Annotated in this window: 14 protein-coding genes and 4 tRNA genes; 7 read left to right on the forward strand and 11 right to left on the reverse strand. The window is 72.9% G+C overall.

Annotated elements, in window-relative coordinates:
• Window positions 1-153: 153 nt before the first annotated feature.
• On the forward strand, window positions 154-1239 hold the full coding sequence (purM, locus tag ACF1AK_RS08315; RefSeq protein WP_391497931.1) for a phosphoribosylformylglycinamidine cyclo-ligase: 1086 nt from the start codon (window positions 154-156) through the stop codon (window positions 1237-1239).
• 164 nt (window positions 1240-1403) lie between these two features.
• Here purM and ACF1AK_RS08320 read toward each other — a convergent pair whose 3' ends face one another.
• Both ACF1AK_RS08320 and ACF1AK_RS08325 read right to left on the reverse strand, forming a co-directional pair.
• On the reverse strand, window positions 1404-1661 hold the full coding sequence (locus ACF1AK_RS08320) for a DUF3073 domain-containing protein (RefSeq protein ID WP_327679361.1): 258 nt from the start codon (window positions 1659-1661) through the stop codon (window positions 1404-1406).
• Between the two features lie 418 nt (window positions 1662-2079).
• The gene (locus ACF1AK_RS08325) at window positions 2080-3240 is read right to left on the reverse strand and encodes a Glu/Leu/Phe/Val dehydrogenase dimerization domain-containing protein (RefSeq protein WP_391497932.1); all 1161 of its coding nucleotides are present in this window, start codon (window positions 3238-3240) and stop codon (window positions 2080-2082) included.
• A 246-nt stretch (window positions 3241-3486) separates the two neighbouring features.
• Between ACF1AK_RS08325 and ACF1AK_RS08330 the strand changes: the two genes are divergently transcribed.
• Both ACF1AK_RS08330 and bldC read left to right on the forward strand, forming a co-directional pair.
• Complete coding sequence (locus ACF1AK_RS08330; protein WP_391497933.1) at window positions 3487-4398, forward strand: hypothetical protein; 912 nt, start codon at window positions 3487-3489, stop codon at window positions 4396-4398.
• 572 nt (window positions 4399-4970) lie between these two features.
• A complete protein-coding gene (gene bldC, locus ACF1AK_RS08335; RefSeq protein WP_014137253.1) occupies window positions 4971-5177 on the forward strand; it encodes a developmental transcriptional regulator BldC in 207 nt (68 codons plus the stop codon).
• Window positions 5178-5567: 390 nt separating this feature from the next.
• On the opposite strand, the gene ACF1AK_RS08340 is transcribed toward bldC, so the two are convergent.
• From ACF1AK_RS08340 to ACF1AK_RS08360, 5 genes are all read right to left on the reverse strand, one after another.
• Window positions 5568-5641 (reverse strand) — tRNA-Asp (locus ACF1AK_RS08340).
• Between the two features lie 129 nt (window positions 5642-5770).
• Window positions 5771-9772, reverse strand: a complete 4002-nt coding sequence (gene hrpA, locus ACF1AK_RS08345) for an ATP-dependent RNA helicase HrpA (RefSeq protein WP_391497935.1) — start codon at window positions 9770-9772, stop codon at window positions 5771-5773.
• 155 nt (window positions 9773-9927) lie between these two features.
• Window positions 9928-10497 (reverse strand): hypothetical protein, encoded by a 570-nt coding sequence (locus tag ACF1AK_RS08350; protein ID WP_391497936.1) that lies wholly within the window; start codon window positions 10495-10497, stop codon window positions 9928-9930.
• A gap of 93 nt (window positions 10498-10590) precedes the next feature.
• Complete coding sequence (gene pcaB, locus ACF1AK_RS08355) at window positions 10591-12006, reverse strand: 3-carboxy-cis,cis-muconate cycloisomerase (RefSeq protein ID WP_391497937.1); 1416 nt, start codon at window positions 12004-12006, stop codon at window positions 10591-10593.
• The gene (locus ACF1AK_RS08360) at window positions 12003-14102 is read right to left on the reverse strand and encodes an FAD/NAD(P)-binding protein (protein ID WP_391497938.1); all 2100 of its coding nucleotides are present in this window, start codon (window positions 14100-14102) and stop codon (window positions 12003-12005) included. The genes pcaB and ACF1AK_RS08360 overlap by 4 nt, the downstream gene beginning before the upstream one ends.
• A gap of 199 nt (window positions 14103-14301) precedes the next feature.
• On the opposite strand from ACF1AK_RS08360, the gene ACF1AK_RS08365 reads away from it, so the two are divergent.
• The 4 genes from ACF1AK_RS08365 to ACF1AK_RS08380 all read left to right on the forward strand — a co-directional run bounded on the left by ACF1AK_RS08365 (window position 14302) and on the right by ACF1AK_RS08380 (window position 17032).
• The gene (locus ACF1AK_RS08365) at window positions 14302-14685 is read left to right on the forward strand and encodes a VOC family protein (RefSeq protein ID WP_391497939.1); all 384 of its coding nucleotides are present in this window, start codon (window positions 14302-14304) and stop codon (window positions 14683-14685) included.
• A 123-nt stretch (window positions 14686-14808) separates the two neighbouring features.
• A complete protein-coding gene (locus ACF1AK_RS08370; RefSeq protein WP_391497940.1) occupies window positions 14809-15330 on the forward strand; it encodes a SigE family RNA polymerase sigma factor in 522 nt (173 codons plus the stop codon).
• A complete protein-coding gene (locus ACF1AK_RS08375) occupies window positions 15327-16280 on the forward strand; it encodes a hypothetical protein (RefSeq protein ID WP_391497941.1) in 954 nt (317 codons plus the stop codon). Before ACF1AK_RS08370 ends, ACF1AK_RS08375 begins: the two co-directional genes overlap by 4 nt.
• 464 nt (window positions 16281-16744) lie before the next feature.
• Window positions 16745-17032 (forward strand): DUF6928 family protein, encoded by a 288-nt coding sequence (locus ACF1AK_RS08380; RefSeq protein WP_391497942.1) that lies wholly within the window; start codon window positions 16745-16747, stop codon window positions 17030-17032.
• Window positions 17033-17157: 125 nt separating this feature from the next.
• Here the strand turns inward: ACF1AK_RS08380 and ACF1AK_RS08385 are convergent.
• The 4 genes from ACF1AK_RS08385 to ACF1AK_RS08400 form a co-directional block, all read right to left on the reverse strand.
• A tRNA-Phe gene (locus ACF1AK_RS08385) sits at window positions 17158-17231 on the reverse strand.
• Between the two features lie 27 nt (window positions 17232-17258).
• Window positions 17259-17332, reverse strand: a tRNA-Asp gene (locus tag ACF1AK_RS08390).
• Window positions 17333-17387: 55 nt separating this feature from the next.
• Window positions 17388-17460, reverse strand: a tRNA-Glu gene (locus tag ACF1AK_RS08395).
• Between the two features lie 101 nt (window positions 17461-17561).
• Window positions 17562-17903 (reverse strand): metallopeptidase family protein, encoded by a 342-nt coding sequence (locus ACF1AK_RS08400; RefSeq protein WP_350547852.1) that lies wholly within the window; start codon window positions 17901-17903, stop codon window positions 17562-17564.
• Window positions 17904-17911 lie beyond the last annotated feature (8 nt).

Raw genomic sequence — 17911 nt, forward strand, 5'->3', positions numbered from 1 at the left:
CAGCTCCGGGGCGGCCGCCGCTGCGCGGCGGGGGGGGCCGGGCGCCCCCCCGGCGCGCCCCCCCCCCAACCCCCCCCCCGGGGGGGGGGCCCCCCCCCCGCCCCCCCACCGCCGTTCCAACCCCCACCACAGACCCGAGAGGGCCGCACAGCAGTGACTACCGACCAGAACGGCGCCACCTACGCCGCCGCCGGCGTCGACATCGAGGCGGGCGACCGCGCCGTCGAGCTCATGAAGCAGTGGGTGAAGAAGGCCAACCGCCCCGAGGTGGTCGGCGGTCTCGGCGGCTTCGCCGGCCTCTTCGACGTCTCCGCCTTCAAGGACTACCGGCGGCCGCTGCTGGCCTCGGCCACCGACGGCGTGGGGACCAAGGTGGCCCTCGCGGCCGCCATGGACAAGCACGACACCATTGGCCACGACCTGGTCGGCATGGTCGTCGACGACATCGTGGTGTGCGGCGCCGAGCCCCTGTTCATGACCGACTACATCTGCGTCGGCAAGGTCGTCCCGGAGCGGGTCGCCGCGATCGTCAAGGGCATCGCCGAGGGCTGCGCGCTGGCCGGCTGCGCCCTGGTCGGCGGCGAGACCGCCGAGCACCCCGGCCTGCTCGGGCCGGACGAGTACGACGTCGCGGGCGCCGGCACCGGTGTCGTCGAGGCGGACGAGCTGCTGGGCGCCGAGCGCGTCCGGGCGGGCGACGTGGTGATCGCGATGGCCGCCTCCGGCCTGCACTCCAACGGCTACTCGCTGGTGCGCCACGTGCTGCTGAACCAGGCCGGCTGGAAGCTGGACCGCAAGGTCGAGGAGTTCGGCCGCACGCTCGGCGAGGAGCTGCTGGAGCCGACCCGGATCTACTCGCTGGACTGCCTGGCGCTGATCCGGGCGACCGAGGTGCACGCCTTCTCGCACGTCACCGGCGGCGGCCTGGCGGCCAACCTGGCCCGGGTGATCCCGGCCGGCCTGCACGCCCGCCTGGACCGCGGCACCTGGACCCCGCTGCCGGTCTTCCGCACCGTCGCCGAGGTCGGCAAGGTGGCCACCCTGGAGATCGAGAAGACGCTCAACATGGGCGTCGGCATGGTCGCGGTCGTCCCGCCGCACTCGGTGGACGCCGTGCTGGCGGTCCTGGAGGACCGCGGCGTGGAGTCCTGGGTGCTGGGCGACATCGTCGAGCGCACCGACGAGCACACCGAGGGCGCGGCCCTCTACAACGCCTACGAGGGCTTCACGGCGGGCTGAGCCCCTCCGGTGACGCACGAGGGCCCCTCCGGCACCGCCGGAGGGGCCCTTCGCGTCCGCCCGCCGCGCCGTCCGGGGCGGGCCCGCCGGTGCGGTCGTGCGGGAACGCCGAAGACCGGCTCCGGTGCGCTGGGCACCGGAGCCGGTCCGGTCAGACTGGGAGACTACGCGCGACGGCGGGCCTGGGAGGGCCCGGTACCCGACTCGGTGTCGTCGTCCTCGCCGTCATCGGCGTAACGAGCCGCGTACTCCGCGTAAGGGTCGTCGTCCTCGTCCTCTTCGATCGGCTCCGGCTCGATCGGGGAGGTGGAGGGCGATACGCCCAGCTCGCTGGAGAGACGATTGGCGTCGAACCCGCCGCTGTTGTACTTCAGCTCGCGGGCGACCTTCGTCTGCTTGGCCTTGGCCCGGCCGCGCCCCATGGGTCGACCCCCTCAACGATGGGGCTCACGGCCCCGAGTCTGACACGTGTTCATGATCAGGAGCGGCCTGCCCGAATGGGGAGAACCGTCCCTTGGAGCATCAACGGTACCTGTTTCTGCCGCTGGACGGTACGTCGTCGGTGTGACGTGGCGCGTACCAACCGCACCCGCGACCAGGTCGTCCCAGGTCAGGGGAGGTTTTGCGGCTTTCTGCACGCGGTCCGCAGGTGTCTCAGGTCCGTTGTTTCCCCACCGATTATCCCCCCAAGGGGGACGTTGGATCACCTGATCGGGTGCAGAAGTGAGAATCCGGTTCCACATTGTGATGCGCGGGGGACGGATGGGGACGCCCCCCGCGCAGCACCGGTCGGTCACCGGCCGGTCACCGGGCCGGGGTCCGCTCGCGCTCCGGCGGGGATCAGCCCCGGCGGGCGCCCGGCAGCAGCACCGAGCGCAGCGCGCTGATCTCCCGCATCCGCTTCTCGGCGAGCCGGTCGGCGGCGACGGCCGGCGGCACGCCGTCGGCGGCGGCCCGGGTGAAGATCTCCAGGGTGGTGTCGAAGATCTTCGTCGCCTTGTTCTTGGCGCGCTCGAAGTTGAAACCGTCGATCTCGTCGGCGACCTGGATGACGCCGCCGGAGTTCACCAGGTAGTCCGGGGCGTAGAGGATGCCGCGGTCGGCGAGGTCCTTCTCGACGCCCGGGTGGGCCAGCTGGTTGTTGGCGGCGCCGCAGACGACGACGGTGCCGTGCTCGCCCAGCGCGGCCACGCTGTCGTCGGTGAGCGCACCGCCGAGCGCGCAGGGCGCGTAGACGTCCAGCTTGGCCTGGAGCAGTGCGGCGGTGTCGGCGACGACCTCCACCTCCGGGTGGGCGGCGCGCACCCGGTTGACGGCGGCCTCGGAGACGTCGGTGACGACGACGGTCGCGCCGTCGGCGACCAGGTGGCCGACCAGGTAGTGGCCGACCTTGCCGACGCCGGCCACGCCGACCCGCTTGCCGCGCAGGGTGGGCTGGCCCCAGCGGGCCTGGGCGGAGGCGCGCATGCCCTGGAAGACGCCGAAGGCGGTCAGGATGGAGGAGTCGCCGGCGCCGCCGTGCTCGGGCGAGCGGCCGGTGACGAACTCGGTCTCGCGCGCCACGACGTCCATGTCCTGGACGTAGGTGCCCACGTCGCAGGCGGTGATGTAGCGGCCGCGCAGCGACTCCACGAAGCGGCCGTAGGCGCGGAGCATCGCCTCGTTCTTGTCCTTGTTCGGGTCGCCGATGATGACGGCCTTGCCGCCGCCGAGGTCGAGGCCGGCGAGCGCGTTCTTGTAGGACATGCCGCGGGAGAGGTTGAGCGCGTCCTCCAGCGCCTCCTCCTCGGAGGCGTACGGGAAGAAGCGGGTGCCGCCGAGGGCCGGGCCCAGCGCGGTGGAGTGGATGGCGATGATCGCCTTCAGCCCGGAGGAGCGGTCGTGGCAGAGCACGACCTGCTCGTGGCCGTCGCCGGTGGCGCCGTCCTGGGTGGTGCCGAAGATCCTGCCGAGCACGCCGGGTACGGGGTGCGTGGGGGCGGCGGTCTGTACGTCGGTCACTGTGGTGACTCCAGTATTCGAGGCCCGCTTGCTGTGGTGCGGGCGCCTAGGGCGAAGCGTAGCCCCGAGGGCGCCGCCGATCCGCACCCTTGACGAAGCTCGGGCCGGTTGTCCGAGGGGTGAGACGAAGGGGGCGCCAGCAGCCCGTTCGGGTCCCCGGGACGTGTCCGCGGACGGCGCCGCCGCCCGGCGCCCGCCGGCCCGCGGCGGCCGGAGACTCCCGGGCGGCGGGGGGTGCGTGCGACGATGCAGGACGTGACCGTCGTGCGTACCTCCGTGCTGCCGCCCTACGCCGCGCACCTGCGGGTCTACGAGCCGCTGGCCGCCTACCCGGAGCCCGAGCGGGAGCACTGGCAGGTCTACGCGGCGGAGCACGGCCCGGACGCGCCGGAGGCGGGCCGCTCGGTGGCCGCGGCGGCGCTGGCCGAGCAGCGGACGGCGCTGGCCGAGCTGGTCGGCCGGACCCCGCGGGCGCTGCCGGAGCGGGAGAGCGAGCGGGCCTTCGTCCGGCTGGTCGACGGGGTGCTGTACATCTGCCCGTGGGCGACCAGGCTGCGCAACTGGCAGGCGCTGGAGGAACTGCGGGCCGGGGCGCCGGTGGCGCTGCTGGACACCGCGCTGCCGCCGGCCACCCGGGCCGAGGCGGAGGCGGACCGGGAGCGCTGGCGGGCGGACCACCCGGACGCCCGGCCGTGGATCCTCACCAGCCGGTGGGAGGTGCCGGTGCGGTGGTTCCTGCCGTTCGGGGACGAGGATCGATGCTTCGTTCCCGCAGGGGCGGGGGAGAAGGAGGGGGAAGGGGTCCGGGGGGACCGGGCGTCGTTGTTCTACCTGACGCCGATGGCGCAGGCGCGCCGCCGGGTGGCCCGGGCGTACCGGGCGCTGCGCGAGGCGGTGCCGGAAGGGGAGCTGGTGCGGGGGGCGGAGCAGGTCGGGCGGTGGCTGGAGGAGTTCCATCCGCGGTCGCTGGTGGAGCTGGACTACGGGGGGCTGGTGCATCTGCTGGGGCCGGAGCGGCTGTTGGCGGACCGTTCGGCGGGGGAACTGGAGGACGGGCTGCGGGCGCTGCGGGCGGGGGACGCGGCGGAGGCGCTGCGGGCCTACGAGGCGCTGACGGTGCGCTGGCGGCAGGTGCTGGCGCTGCGCCACGCGAACTGAGCCGGGCGGGCCGCGTGCGGGCGGCCACGGGCACGGGTGCGGCCGGGCGCGAGGCGGCTGAGGAGGCGTCACCGCTGGCCGGAGCAGGCGTCGGTGGTACTTGTAAGACTGTAAGAGTCCTACGGCCCGAGCCGTATGACCAAGGTCCCGGTTCGGGTCAATACCTGTCGAACGTGACACTACTCACTGTTGACGCGAACTCACCCCTATGTGCAAAAATGGGACAACCAGCCCAAGTTCACGTGAGCGTGCCCACTTTTGGGTGGTTCTGGAGTCGATGCGTGCTTTGCGGGGAAACGGCGGGTCTGGTCCCCTCGTAACCGAATGTCACTATAGGGTGACCGCCCGTTATGGGGTGGTCCATCGCCATCCGCCGGGCTTGAACCCGTGAGGGGTCAATTTTGGCGGTTTGGTCGATAGGGCTGGACGGATGGTGTAGTTGTAGACACCAGGACAAGCCGTTCGTCCTATAACCGACTCGGCCCGTCTATGCCATTTCGGGCATCGCGGGCCAAGGTGCAGAATTTGAAGGATAGAACCGCCCTGGTTCGGTTCTCCCGAGGAGGCCGCTCATGACCGCTCGTACCCCCGATGCCGAGCCCCTGCTGACTCCGGCAGAGGTCGCCACCATGTTCCGTGTGGATCCCAAGACCGTGACCCGCTGGGCCAAGGCCGGCAAGCTCACGTCCATCCGCACGCTGGGCGGCCATCGCCGTTACCGTGAGGCGGAGGTGCGCGCCCTGCTGGCCGGTATTCCGGCGCAGCGCACCGAGGCCTGACAGGTCGAACGCCCAAGGCTCTTTCGAAGGGGCTGCTTACCGGACTCCGCCGGGTCCGGTAAGCAGCCCCTTTGTTTGTCCCGGCGCACCCTCGCGGGAGTTCGTTCTACAGGACTGTCGTACTGATGCGATCCACCCCGGAATGTTGAACTCCGGATAACGATTTGAGGGGGGAGAGGTGGGGGGGATTTACTGTGAATAGCAGTACAATTTTACATATTAAATTAGTGGCTTCTGGGAAGGGTGTCCGAACGGGCGGTTCCCGGGAAAGGCGGGTGACGACCATCACACGCACGGTCACTTGTGGTCTAGACCTAGTCCGGGTAAAAGGGCCGGACCGGGAAACGCGAAAGGCCCGGAACCAAACGGTTCCGGGCCTTTCGCCTACGGCGATCCCGACGGGACTTGAACCCGCGACCTCCACCTTGACAGGGTGGCGAGCTAACCAACTGCTCCACGGGACCAGAGTGTTCCTGATCCGTCCGCTCCGCTCTCCCTTGCGGGCCGCGCTGCGAACAAGACAGATCGTAGCCCATGTGGGGGCCCCAGGTCGAACCGGCTCCGAACCGGCCCCCGGGGGCCCCCGGCGCAGCTCAGAGCGTGGCCCTGGCCGCCTCCATCGCCTTGGTGATCCGCTTCTCCGAGACCGGCGAGGGCGTGCCCAGCGACTGTGCGAAGAAGCTGACCCGCAGCTCCTCGATCATCCAGCGGATCGCCCGCACCTCCGGGGACGGCCGCCGCCCGGCCGGCACGGCCGCCAGCAGCTCCCCGTAGGCCCGCTGGACCTGCTGCACCTTCAGCAGCTGCTGGGCGTCGCGCTGCGGGTGGTTGGGCAGCGCCTCCAGCCGGCGGTCCACCGCCAGCAGGTAGCGCTTGAGGTCCGGCAGCCGCTGCCAGCCGGTCTCGGTGACGAAGCCCGGGTGCACCAGCGAGGCCAGGTGCAGCCGGATGTCGTTCACCGCGTTCAGCAGCACCGGGCTGCTCACCGACTTCAGCCGGGTCGACGCCTTGTGGAAGGCGATCAGCGCGGTGGCCGTCTTCAGCGTGGTGTCCGCCGAGAGGTCGTACAGGTCGGCCCGGACCTTGTCGCGCAGCACGCCGAACGCCGCCCCGTCCCAGGCCGGGCCGCCGGCCAGCGTCATCAGCCGGTCCGCGGCGCAGGCCACCACGTCCTCGAAGAGCGCCGGGACGGAGCCGTGCGGGTTGTACGACAGCGCCAGCTTGGCCTGGTTGCCCAGCCGGCCCTGGATCGACTTGGCCGGCGAGGTGGTGGAGAGCGTCAGCAGCCGCCGGGTGCCCTCCCACATCGCCGCCTCCTGCGCCTCCGGGGTGTCGAACAGCCGGATGCCGACCGTCTCCCCCTCGTCCACCAGCGCCGGGTAGGCGCGCAGCGAGTGGCCGCGGGAGCGCTGCTCGAAGGTGCGCTGCAGCACCGGCAGGTCCTCCGGCCAGGCGGTCAGCCCGGACCGCTCGATGCCCCGGCCGGAGGCGGCCGAGGAGAGCGTCTCCTTCAGCTTCGGGTTGAGCCGCAGCCGGAGGTCCTCCAGGTCCTTGGACTCGGCGAGCTTCTTGCGGCCGTCCACCACCCGGAAGGTCACCTTGAGGTGCTCGGGGACGCGTTCCCCGTCCCAGGCCTCCGGGGGCACGGTGACCGCCGTCAGGCGCTTCAGGGCGTGTTCCAGGGCCGGCAGCAGCGGTTCCTGGCGCTCCTGGTGGTTCCTCAGCTCGCGCAGCGCGGCGCGGGCGTAGTCCGGGGCGGGCACGAAGTTGCGACGCACCGCCTTCGGCAGCGCCTTGATCCAGGCGGTGACCAGCTCCTCGCGCAGGCCGGGGATCTGCCAGTCGAAGCCCTCCGCGGTGACCTGGTTGAGCACCGGCAGCGGGATGTGCACGGTCACGCCGTCCGCGTCGCTGCCCGGCTCGAACTGGTAGGTGAGCTTGAAGCGGAGCGCGCCCTGCTGCCAGTAGTCCGGGTAGTCGGCCTCGGCGACGCCGTCGGCGGCGTCGTTGATCAGCATCGACTTCTCGAAGTTGAGCAGGTCGGGCTGCTCCCGGCGGGCCTGCTTCCACCAGGAGTCGAAGTGCCGGGTGGAGACGATGTCGTCGGGCAGCCGGCCGTCGTAGAAGTCGAACAGCGTCTGGTCGTCGACCAGGATGTCCCGGCGGCGGGCCCGGTTCTCCAGCTCCTCGACCTCGCTGAGCAGCTTGCGGTTCTCGGCGAAGAAGCGGTGGTGGGTCTCCCAGTCGCCCTCGACCAGGGCGTTGCGGATGAACAGCTCGCGGCAGAGCTCCGGGTCGATCCGGCCGTAGTTGACCTTGCGCTGGGCGACCACCGGCACCCCGTAGAGGGTGACCTTCTCGAAGGCCATGACGGCCCCGGCCTTCTTCTCCCAGTGCGGCTCGCTGTAGCTGCGCTTCACCAGGTGCCCGGCCAGCGGCTCGACCCACTCCGGCTCGATCTTCGCGTTGATCCGGGCCCAGAGCCGGGAGGTCTCCACCAGCTCGGCGGACATCACCCAGCGCGGCGGCTTCTTGAACAGGCCGGAGCCGGGGAAGACCGCGAACCGGGCGCCGCGCGCGCCGCCGTACTCGCGCTTCTCCACGTCGTACAGGCCGAGGTGGGAGAGCAGGCCGGCCAGCAGCGACTGGTGGATCCGGTCGGCGTCCGGCTCGGCGTCGTCGTGCGCCTCCTCGATGGTGACGCCGAGCTGCCTGGCGACCGTGCGCAGTTGGGAGTAGATGTCCTGCCACTCCCGTATCCGCAGGTAGTTGAGGAACTCGGCCTTGCACATCCGGCGGAACGCGGAGGAGGACAGCTCGCGCTGCTGCTCGCGCACGTAGCGCCACATCGACAGGAAGGAGAGGAAGTCGGAGGTCTCCGAGGCGAACCGGCGGTGCCGCTCGTCGGCGGCCTGGCGCTTCTCGGCGGGGCGCTCGCGCGGGTCCTGGATGGAGAGCGCCGCGGCGATCACCATGACGTCGCGCACGCAGCCGTTCCTGTCCGCCTCCAGCACCATCCGGGCCATCCGCGGGTCCACCGGGAGCTGGGCCAGCTTGCGGCCGAGCGGGGTGAGCCGCTTGCGGACGTCCTTCTCCTCCGGGTCGAGCGCGCCCAGCTCGTGCAGGAGGTTGACGCCGTCCTTGATGTTGCGGGAGTCCGGCGGGTCCAGGAACGGGAAGGCGGCGATGTCGCCGAGGCCGGCGGCGGTCATCTGGAGGATGACCGAGGCCAGGTTGGTGCGCAGGATCTCGGCGTCGGTGAACTCGGGGCGGGAGAGGAAGTCCTCCTCCGAGTAGAGCCGGATGCAGATGCCGTCCGAGGTGCGGCCGCAGCGGCCCTTGCGCTGGTTGGCGCTGGCCTGGCTGATCGCCTCGATCGGCAGCCGCTGGACCTTGGTGCGGTGGCTGTAGCGGGAGATCCGGGCGGTGCCCGGGTCGATCACGTACTTGATGCCGGGGACGGTGAGGCTGGTCTCGGCGACGTTGGTGGCCAGCACGATCCGGCGGGAGGAGGAGCGCTGGAAGACCTTGTGCTGCTCGGCGGAGCTCAGCCGGGCGTAGAGCGGCAGGATCTCGGTGCTCTTCAGTTTCAGCCTGGCGAGCGCGTCGGCGGTGTCGCGGATCTCGCGCTCCCCGGAGAGGAAGACCAGGATGTCGCCCGGGCCCTCGGCCTGGAGCTCCTCGGCGGCCTCGCAGATCGCCTGGATCTGGTCGCGGTCGCGGTCCGCCTCGTCGGCGTCGCCGTCCTCGCCGGCCTCGTCCACGATCGGGCGGTAGCGGACCTCGACCGGATAGGTGCGGCCGGAGACCTCGACGATCGGGGCGTCCTCGAAGTGCCGGGAGAACCGCTCCGGGTCGATGGTCGCCGAGGTGATGATCACCTTGAGGTCGGGACGGCGGGGCAGCAGCTGTTTGATGTAGCCGAGCAGGAAGTCGATGTTGAGGCTGCGCTCGTGCGCCTCGTCGATGATCAGGGTGTCGTACTGGCGCAGTTCGCGGTCGGTCTGGATCTCCGCGAGCAGGATGCCGTCGGTCATCAGCTTGACCAGGGTGTCCGGGCCGACCTGGTCGGTGAACCGGACCTTCCAGCCGACCGCCTCGCCGAGCGGGCTGCGCAGCTCCTCCGCGACCCGCTCGGCCACCGTGCGGGCGGCGATCCGGCGGGGCTGGGTGTGGCCGACCAGACCGCGCACGCCGCGGCCCAGCTCCAGGCAGATCTTCGGGATCTGGGTGGTCTTGCCGGAGCCGGTCTCGCCCGCCACGATCACCACCTGGTGGTCGCGGACGGCTTCGAGGATCTCGTCCTTCTTCTGGCTGACCGGCAGCTCGGCGGGGTAGTCGATGGCGGGCACGGCGGCGCGGCGGCGCTCGACCAGCAGCTCGGCCCTGGCGACGTCGGCGGCGATCTCGGCGGCGATCTTCGCGCGGGCCTCGGGCTTGCGGACCCGGCGCGCGCCGTCCAGCCGGCGGCCGATCCGCACCTGGTCGCGCAGGGTCAGCTCGGGCAGGCGCGCGGCCAGCTCGCCGATGCCGGGCCCGTCGCCCGGGGCGGACTCGGCGGCGGACTGGACTGCGGGAGAACTCACGGCGGGCATCCCTCTAGGTTCGCAAGGAGATGCGGCGGAGCGCACCTCGGTTTTCGAGCGACTCCAGTGTCACAGGGGACGCCCGTCCGCTGCCAACGGCGGTCCGGGGTGCCGCGCTCACCGTCCGGACCGGGACGGATGCGGTGCGTGAGGGCGGGGCGTTCCTACCAGGTGTGCAGGATGACCGCCGGGAGGGCGAGGCCGAGGGCGAGCAGGGCGACCAGGCCCACCAGCTGGGAGGTCGGGAGGTCGAGGAACTTCTTCGGCGGGCGGACCCGGTCGGCCGGGTCGGTGCTCAGCTGCCACCAGGCGCGGACGCGGTACACCTGCTCCTCGAAGTCGGGGGAGGGGTGCGAGTGGTTCTGGACGAGCCCGGGCAGGAAACGGCTGCGCCCGTTGGCGAAGTGGATCTGCAGGGTCCGGTACGTCCCGAACCGGGTCTCCTGCCGGTACACCTCCATCCACCGGACCTCGTGCCAGGGGTAGGTGCGGCCGCGCCGGGTGAAGGGCCCGTGGACGGTGATCCCGGCGGCTCCCACCGTGCTCCACGACCCGCGGGCCGGCAGCCGGGCGAGGAGGAGGACCGGGAGGGCGCCGACCGCCCAGAAGAGGGGTGTCGTGCCGAAGTCGTGCACGACCCGGACGCCGGCCGCGAAGACGGCGGTCCCGGCCACGACGGCGAAAGGCCATGACCAGCGGTACCGGTCCTTCGCGCGGAAGGTCAGTTCGTCCACGGTCGACACCCTAGCCCCCGGGTGACCGGCCGTCATCGCCCGGGGCGGGAGGCGCGGTTGGGACGCCTGCCGGGACGGCCCCGGCAGGCGCGCTCAGTCCCGCAGCGCCCGGTCCACCAGGGCGCCGGCCGCACCGGTGTACCCGGCCGGGTCGCACAGCGCGGCGATCTCCCGCGGGGTGAAGTGCCCGGCCAGCTCCGGCCGCCCGCCGAGCACCTCGGCCAGCGTCCGGCCCTCCCGGTCGGCGGTCAGCGAGACGTCGGTCAGCAGCTGCTTGGCCTGCGCCTTGCCCAGCTTCGGCGCCAGCCGCGCGGCGATCCGCTCGGAGACCAGCTGTCCGCCGGTGAGCTCCAGGTTGGCCCGCATCCGCTCCGGGCGGACCAGCAGGCCCTCGGCCAGCTCCACCGAGGTGTGCGCGGCGCCGCCGGTCAGCCGCAGGCACTCGCGCAGCAGCAGCCACTCCGCGTGCCAGGCCCCGCCGGAGCGCTCGTCCTCGGTGACCAGGCACTGGGCCAGCCCGGCGGCCAGCACCGGCACCTGGAGGGCGGCGCTGCGCAGCAGGGTGGACAGCACCGGGTTGCGCTTGTGCGGCATCGCCGAGGAGGCGCCGCGTCCGGTGACGGCCGGCTCGACCACCTCGCCGACCTCGGTGCGGGTCAGCGACTGCACGTCCACCGCGATCTTGCCGAGCGCCCCGGCGGTGAGGGCCAGCGCGGCGGCCAGGTCGGCCATCGGGGTGCGCAGCACGTGCCAGGGCAGCACCGGGCGGGCCAGACCGGTCTCCGCCGCGAAGGCCTCCGCCAGCCGGTCCAGGTAGTCGCCGGCCTCGACGTCCGGGTCCGGGCCGTCCAGCCGGGCGTACTCCAGGTAGCCCGCCAGGGTGCCGGCGGCGCCGCCGAGCGAGACCGGCAGGCCGTCCGCCAGGACGGCGGCGAGCCGGCGGTCGGCGTCCAGCACCAGCTGCCGCCAGCCGGCCGCCTTGAGGCCGAAGGTGGTGGGCACCGCCTGGAGCGCCAGGGTGCGGCCGGCCAGCAGGGTGTCACGGTGCCCGGCGGCCAGCGCGGCGAGCGCGCGGGCGGTGCGGTCCAGGTCGGCCCGGATCAGCCGCAGGGCCCGGGCGGCGACCAGCATCGCGCCGGTGTCCAGGACGTCCTGGCTGGTGGAACCGCGGTGCACGTACTCGGCGGCGGCCGGGTCCTCGGCGGCCACCACCCGGCTCAGCGCCTGCACCAGGCCGACCACCGGGTTGGCGGTCTCCCGGCAGGCCAGCGCGAGGGCGCGGACGTCGAAGTGCTCGGCCCGGGCGGCCCGGGTGATCGCGGCGGCCGCGGCGGGGGGCACGGTGCCCAGCCCGGCCTGGGCGCGGGCCAGCGCGGCCTCGGCGTCCAGCATGGCCTGGAGCCAGGCGCGGTCGGAGACGGCGGCCTCGACCGGGGTCCCGGCCCGGACGGGCGAGAGCAGTCCGGAGTCGGTGTCCGACCCGGCCGGGTCGGGGTGCTGGTCGGTCATACGACGACGCCTCTCGGTTCGGTCTCGTCGGTCTCGTCGGACCGGTCGGACGGGGCGGGGCCGGGCCGGTCGGTGCCTCCGGTGTGGCCGGTCCCTCCGGTCCCGTTCAGCGGGAACGTCCCGGCGGCGCCGTCGGTGCCCTCGCCGCCGTCGCGGGGCGGTGGCACCGCGGGCCACTCGGGCGCGGGGGAGAGCGCCAGCACCGCGCGGGCGATGGCGTCGGAGTCGCCCAGGGTCACCGAGTCGACGCCGGGACGGATGCCCGCGGCGGTCACCCAGTGCACGGACTCGGTCGGCACGCCGTACGCGAAGCGGCGCGGGTGCGCCCGGCCGCGGGCGTCCAGCAGCCGGTAGGGCCGCTCGGTGACGGCGAGTCCGCCGGTCTGGTAGCCGCCGTCGGACTCGCCGGGGATCCGGTAGGGGGCGCACTGCTCGGTGTCCAGCAGGTGGCGCAGCAGCGGGTCGTCGGTACGGCGCAGGTCCGGCTCGGGCAGCCGGGCCTCGACCAGCACCGAGGCCCGGACCGGCGGGCCGGGGACGGTGGTGGAGTGCGCGGTGAACGCCGGGTCGACCGGGTCGATCCTGATCTCGGTGCCGGGGCCGAGCAGTTCCAGCACGCCGGCCTCGATCAGCGCGATCAGCTGCTCGATCCGTTCGGCCGGCGGGCCGATCGACAGGAACGCGTTCAGCGGGGTGTACCAGCCGTCCAGGTCGTCCCGGTAGGAGACGCCGTCGATGCCGCTGTGGTCGACCGCCAGCCGGATCTCGTTGCGCAGGTCGCGCAGCACGTCCAGGGCGGCCTTCAGCGGGCCGCTGACGTTGCCCGCCCGGGCCTCGGCGACGTCCTGGCGCAGATGGCCGAGCAGCCAGTCGCGGAAGTCCGCGCGGTCGGTGAACTCCCGCCCGGCGTACGGGCGGGCGAGCCGGTCCCAGGACCACCGGCGGTCCGGCTGGACGTCGAAGGCGTCCAGCACCGCGGCCGGGTCGGCGGCGGTCAGGAACCGGTCGGTGAAGGCCTCGCGCTCGGCGTCGCGGCCCCCGGCGGTGAGCAGCGCGCCGTAGTAGACGGCCTCCACCTCGCGGGAGACCAGCGGCCAGAGGTCGGTGGCGAAGCGCACCGGCTCGCCCCGGCGGGTGCGTTCGCGCAGCCCGGCGACCACCTCGGTGGTGAGCAGCCGGGGCAGGTGGCGCCCGTGGGCGCCCTTCTCGTTCTCGCCGCGGGCGTGGTACGGGATGCCGCGCCGGGAGGTGGCGTAGAGCTTCGGCTCGGCGCCGGAGGGCCGGTAGACCAGGGTGTCGTCCACCCGCTCGAAGCGGCCGCCGCGGCCGAGCGTCAACAGCGCCATGTGGTCGAAGAAGTTGAGGCCGAGGCCGCGCAGCAGGACGCTCTGGCCGGGACGGGCGGTGACCTGCACGTCGGCGGGGTTGGCGGGGGTGAGGTAGTCGAGGTGGTGGATCCGGGCCAGGCCGGCGGTGCGCTCCTCGCGCGGGGTGAGCCGGGCGGGGACGTGGCCCTGGGCGAGCACGACGGCGTCCAGCCGGTTCAGCCGGGTGCCGTCCTCCAGCCGGACGCCCTGCGGGCCGCCGGGGAAGCCGTGCGCGTCGGCCATCGCGACCGCCCGGGAGCGGTGCACCCGGACGGTGACGGTGGGCGGTGCGGCGGCGACCACGGCCCGGAAGGCGTCGCGCAGGTAGTGCCCGTAGAAGGCGCGGGTCGGGTAGGTGTCCGGGCCGAGCGCGGCGGCCTCGGCCAGCGTCAGGGCGTCGTGGCGGGCCGGATGGTCCGGAGAACCGCCCTCACGGGCAAGCGATCGGGCCCATTCGTACAGGCTCGGACCGGGTTCGACCGGGCCCTCGATGCGTACGCTGTCGTCGGTGTACACGGTGATCTGCGAGGCCACCGTGTTCATCAGGAGGTGGCGGGACTGGTCGGTGCGCCAGACCCGGCCGGGGCCGGGGAGTGCCGGATCCACCAGGTGCACGGTGACGGTGGCCCCGCCGGGCCCGGTTCGTTCGTTGGCGCAGAGCCTCTCCAGTACCGAGAGGCCGCGAGGACCGGCGCCGATGACGCAGACCTGGAGATGACGATCGATCATGCCCACGGGAACTCATCGTAGTTGTGATGATCTGATGATGAAAAGGTCATGAGTGGAGCCGGCCGCCGCCGCGCGACGCGGTCCGTCCCGCCGCGCGGCTCCCGGCCGGGCTCCCGGCCCGGCCCGGGCGCCCTTGAGGTGAAGCGGACTTGAGGTCCTACGCTCGGCAGACGTCCGCCGGCTCAGGAGGGAACGTTCCATGGCCGTCCAGCTCAACCACACGATCGTCCCGGCCCGGGACGAGGAGGAGACCGCCCGCTTCCTCGCCGAGGTCCTCGGCCTCCCCGCCCCGGTGCGCAGCGAGCCCTTCCTGGTCGTGCGGCTCGCCAACGACGTCGCCCTGGACGTGCTCCGGGTCGACGGACCGGTTCCCACCGGGCACTACGCCTTCCTGGTCGGCGAGGAGGAGTTCGACGCCGTCCTCGGCCGGGTCCGGGAGCGCGGGCTCACCTACTGGGCCGACCCCTTCCACCGCCACCCCGGCCGGGTCAACGACTGGTCCGGCGGCCGCGGCGCCTACTTCGAGGACCCGAGCGGCCACAACCTTGAGATCATGACCAGGGCCTCCGGCGACAACCGCTGACCCGGCCCGCCGAGGCCCTGGCCTCCCGTTCTGCCCGTTCGGCCGGTCCTCCCGGGCCGGCCGCCGGCGTTCCCGGCAACGGTCCGGGGCCGCGGCGGGCTCTGGTGGGGTGAGGAGGTGCTCATGGGAGCCAAGAAGGCCGAGCGGGACGCGGAGTTCAACGCGTTCGTGACCGGGGCCTGGCCACGTCTGATCCGGACGGCGTTCCTGCTGACCGGGGACCGCTACCTGGCGGAGGACGTGGTCCAGACCGCACTGGAACGGACCTACGCCGCCTGGGGGAGGGTCACCCGGGCCGACGAGCCGTACGCCTACGTGCGCCGGATCGTGGTCAACGAGCATGCCCGCCGCTTCCGGCGCCGGGTGCCGGAGCAGCTGGTGACCGCCGTACCGGAGCGCACCGGCCCGGACGGTTTCGCGCGCCTGGACGACCGGGCCGCCCTGCTGGAGGCCCTCGGCACGCTGCCGCCCGGACAGCGCCAGGCGGTGGTGTTGCGGTACTGGGAGGACCTGAGCGAGTCCCAGGCCGCCGCCGCCATGGGCTGCTCGGTCGGCACGGTCAAGAGCCAGGCGTCGAAGGGCATCGCCAAGCTGCGCGAGCTCTCCTCACTCATCAGCACGACGAGCATCGGAGGTGCGGCATGAACCACGACGGGACGCCCGCGGACGCGGTGGCCGAGGACGGCGAGGAGGTGGCCCGGGCCCTGTCCGGGCTGGCGCGGACGGTGGAGAGCGGCCCGGCGCCGTACGAGGCCGTGCTGGCCGGCGGCCGGCGGCGGGTGGCCCGGCGGCGGACGTCGCTGGGCGCGGCGCTGGCGCTGGCCCTGGTCGCCATGGCGGGCGGCGTCGCGGCGGTGCAGGGCGGGGTGGGCGGCGGAGCGGGCGGACCGGCGGGACCGGCCGGACCCGCGGCGGTGGCGATCTCGACCGCCGGCCTCCCGGGGGTGCTGGTGCCGGGCGCCGCCCCGGGCGGCCAGGCCGCCCCGCAGGATCCCCGCGACCCCTTGAACCCGGCCCGGATCCAGGTGCTCACCGGCACCGTGGACGGCAAGCCGTGGAGCGTCTTCGCGGCCCTGTGGCCGGCCCCGGGCAAGGAGCGGATCCACGAGCAGGCCCGGCTGATCTGGGCCGAGGACGCCTCGGCCGGCTACACCGGGGCGGCGCCGACCGAGGACTACGTCGACCAGTACGGGCGACCGGACGCGGACCGCGTGGTCTTCTACTACGTCCTGGACGGCAAGCGGCTGGCGACTCCCGCCGAAGCCCTGGTCGCGCCGCCGGGCGCCCCGGCCGGCTTCGCCGACGCCCCCGGCGAGCGGTTCTCGAAGGTCTGGCTGGGCCGCCAGTCCAAGAACGGCGAGGCCGACCCGCTGTTCCACGTCCCCCGGGCCCAGGCCGGACTGGTCGGCCCGGGCGTCGCCCGCGCGGAGGTCCGGTGGCGCGACGGCGTGACCGCCGAACCGGCCATCCTCGCGCTCGGCGACTCCGAGGCCCGCTGGATCGCCGTCGCCAAGCGCGGCATCCCGGCCGAGCTCCGCCTCTACGCGGCCGACGGCTCGCTGATCGCCGCCGACGGGGGGTGGCTGGACAGCTGACCGCCCGGGGGCGCGCCCGGACACGCGGAAGGCCCCGGAGAGGATCCCTCCGGAGCCTTCCCGCCTTCTCGGGCACCTGTGGCCAGGGCCGGGCTCGAACCGGCGACCTTCCGCTCTTGATCGAACGAGCCAGGGCACGGCGTGGCCCCATGAGCCCGGGGCCGGCGCCGATCTCCAGAGCGCGCTGATCGTGCTTCAGATGGCGGGCCGGGAACCGGCGGTGGATCCCGAAGGACACCCGGCCTGCGACGCCCTTGGTGAGCCGGTCGTGCTCTCCTTCGCCGAGGAGGTCGTCGTAGCGGCGGATGGCGTGGTGTCGACGCTGCCGTCGTCGCTCAGCTCGACAGCACGGGGACGCCATGGCGCACCAACGGTCGCCACGCCGTGATCCAGGTCGACCTCCGCCGGTAGTCGAAGCGCCGTCCGTGTGCCCCGCTGTCCCCTCCCGTCGCTGCTCGGGTCCGATGTCGTGCAGGCCGAGGCCGGCCCGGGTGGCGCTGCCGTTCCATCCCCTCGGCCTGGGAGAGGAGGCGCTGCGGTTCTTCTTCGGCTTCGTGCTGGAGGGTGTGCCGGGGCCAGAAGACGTGGATCCGTACGAGGTGGTCCTCCAGGGCTTCCGTCTCACCGGTCCCGGCGGGCCGGCTCCGGAGGAGGAGGAAGCCGCGATGCGGGCCGCCATCAGCCGGATGGGGCCACCCCGGACCTTCACGTACGGCCCCGACGGCACCATGGCCGAAGCCGAACGATCGTGATCGGCGTCACGCCGTACCGGCCCTCCGGGTAGCCCGGCCGAGCTGCCCGGGCTGTGGGCGCCGAACGGCACGAAAATGCCCCCGAAGCGATTCGCTTCAGGGGCACCGTGCCTGGTCAGGCTATGTGGCCAGGGCCGGGGTCGAACCGGCGACCTTCCGCTTTTCAGGCGGACGCTCGTACCAACTGAGCTACCTGGCCGTACTGCACCGTCTCTTGCGAGACGAGCGATCCCGACGGGACTTGAACCCGCGACCTCCACCTTGACAGGGTGGCGAGCTAACCAACTGCTCCACGGGACCTTGTAGTGGCGAACCACTCAGGTCTTGCGGCACAACACTTTACTACGGTACTGCGTGCCCCCAACGGGATTCGAACCCGTGCTACCGCCTTGAAAGGGCGGCGTCCTGGGCCACTAGACGATGAGGGCTTGCGGCCTGTCCGGCTGTTTCCAGCGTTCGGGGACGTCGAGAAGCATATGGGATGCGGGGCCGAACGCCAAAACGGGTTTCGGCCGGGTGGGCGGCGGGGTCAGGACCAGCCGAGTTCGTCGAGCTCGTGGTCGTCGAAGCCGAAGTGGTGGGCGACCTCGTGGATGACCGTGGTGCGGACCTCCTCGACGACCTGCTCGCGGTCCTCGCACAGGCGCAGGGTCGGGCCGCGGTAGACGATGATCCGGTCGGGCAGGACGCCCGCGTACCACTCGCCGCGCTCGGTGAGCGGGGTGCCCTCGTAGAGGCCGAGCAGTTCCGGGTCGGCGGGGTCGGGCTCGTCCTCGACGAAGACGGCGACGTTGTCCATCATCGCGGCGAGTTGCGGCGGGATCCGGTCGAGCGCGTCGGCGACCAGTACCTCGAACTCTTCCCGGGTCATCTCCACCG

The sequence above is a fragment of the Kitasatospora sp. NPDC015120 genome (genome assembly GCF_043080305.1).
Taxonomy (GTDB): domain Bacteria; phylum Actinomycetota; class Actinomycetes; order Streptomycetales; family Streptomycetaceae; genus Kitasatospora.

Excerpts from the sequence above, each read along its gene's own strand:
- hrpA (WP_391497935.1), bottom strand. The coding sequence starts at position 9,772 with ATGCCCGCCGTGAGTTCTCCCGCAGTCCAGTCCGCCGCCGAGTCCGCC.
- ACF1AK_RS08400 (WP_350547852.1), bottom strand. The coding sequence starts at position 17,903 with ATGACCCGGGAAGAGTTCGAGGTACTGGTCGCCGACGCGCTCGACCGG.
- ACF1AK_RS08370 (WP_391497940.1), top strand. The coding sequence starts at position 14,809 with ATGGGAGCCAAGAAGGCCGAGCGGGACGCGGAGTTCAACGCGTTCGTG.
- ACF1AK_RS08375 (WP_391497941.1), top strand. The coding sequence starts at position 15,327 with ATGAACCACGACGGGACGCCCGCGGACGCGGTGGCCGAGGACGGCGAG.
- ACF1AK_RS08320 (WP_327679361.1), bottom strand. The coding sequence starts at position 1,661 with ATGGGGCGCGGCCGGGCCAAGGCCAAGCAGACGAAGGTCGCCCGCGAG.
- ACF1AK_RS08360 (WP_391497938.1), bottom strand. The coding sequence starts at position 14,102 with ATGATCGATCGTCATCTCCAGGTCTGCGTCATCGGCGCCGGTCCTCGC.
- ACF1AK_RS08330 (WP_391497933.1), top strand. The coding sequence starts at position 3,487 with ATGCAGGACGTGACCGTCGTGCGTACCTCCGTGCTGCCGCCCTACGCC.
- bldC (WP_014137253.1), top strand. The coding sequence starts at position 4,971 with ATGACCGCTCGTACCCCCGATGCCGAGCCCCTGCTGACTCCGGCAGAG.
- ACF1AK_RS08380 (WP_391497942.1), top strand. The coding sequence starts at position 16,745 with ATGTCGTGCAGGCCGAGGCCGGCCCGGGTGGCGCTGCCGTTCCATCCC.
- pcaB (WP_391497937.1), bottom strand. The coding sequence starts at position 12,006 with ATGACCGACCAGCACCCCGACCCGGCCGGGTCGGACACCGACTCCGGA.
- ACF1AK_RS08365 (WP_391497939.1), top strand. The coding sequence starts at position 14,302 with ATGGCCGTCCAGCTCAACCACACGATCGTCCCGGCCCGGGACGAGGAG.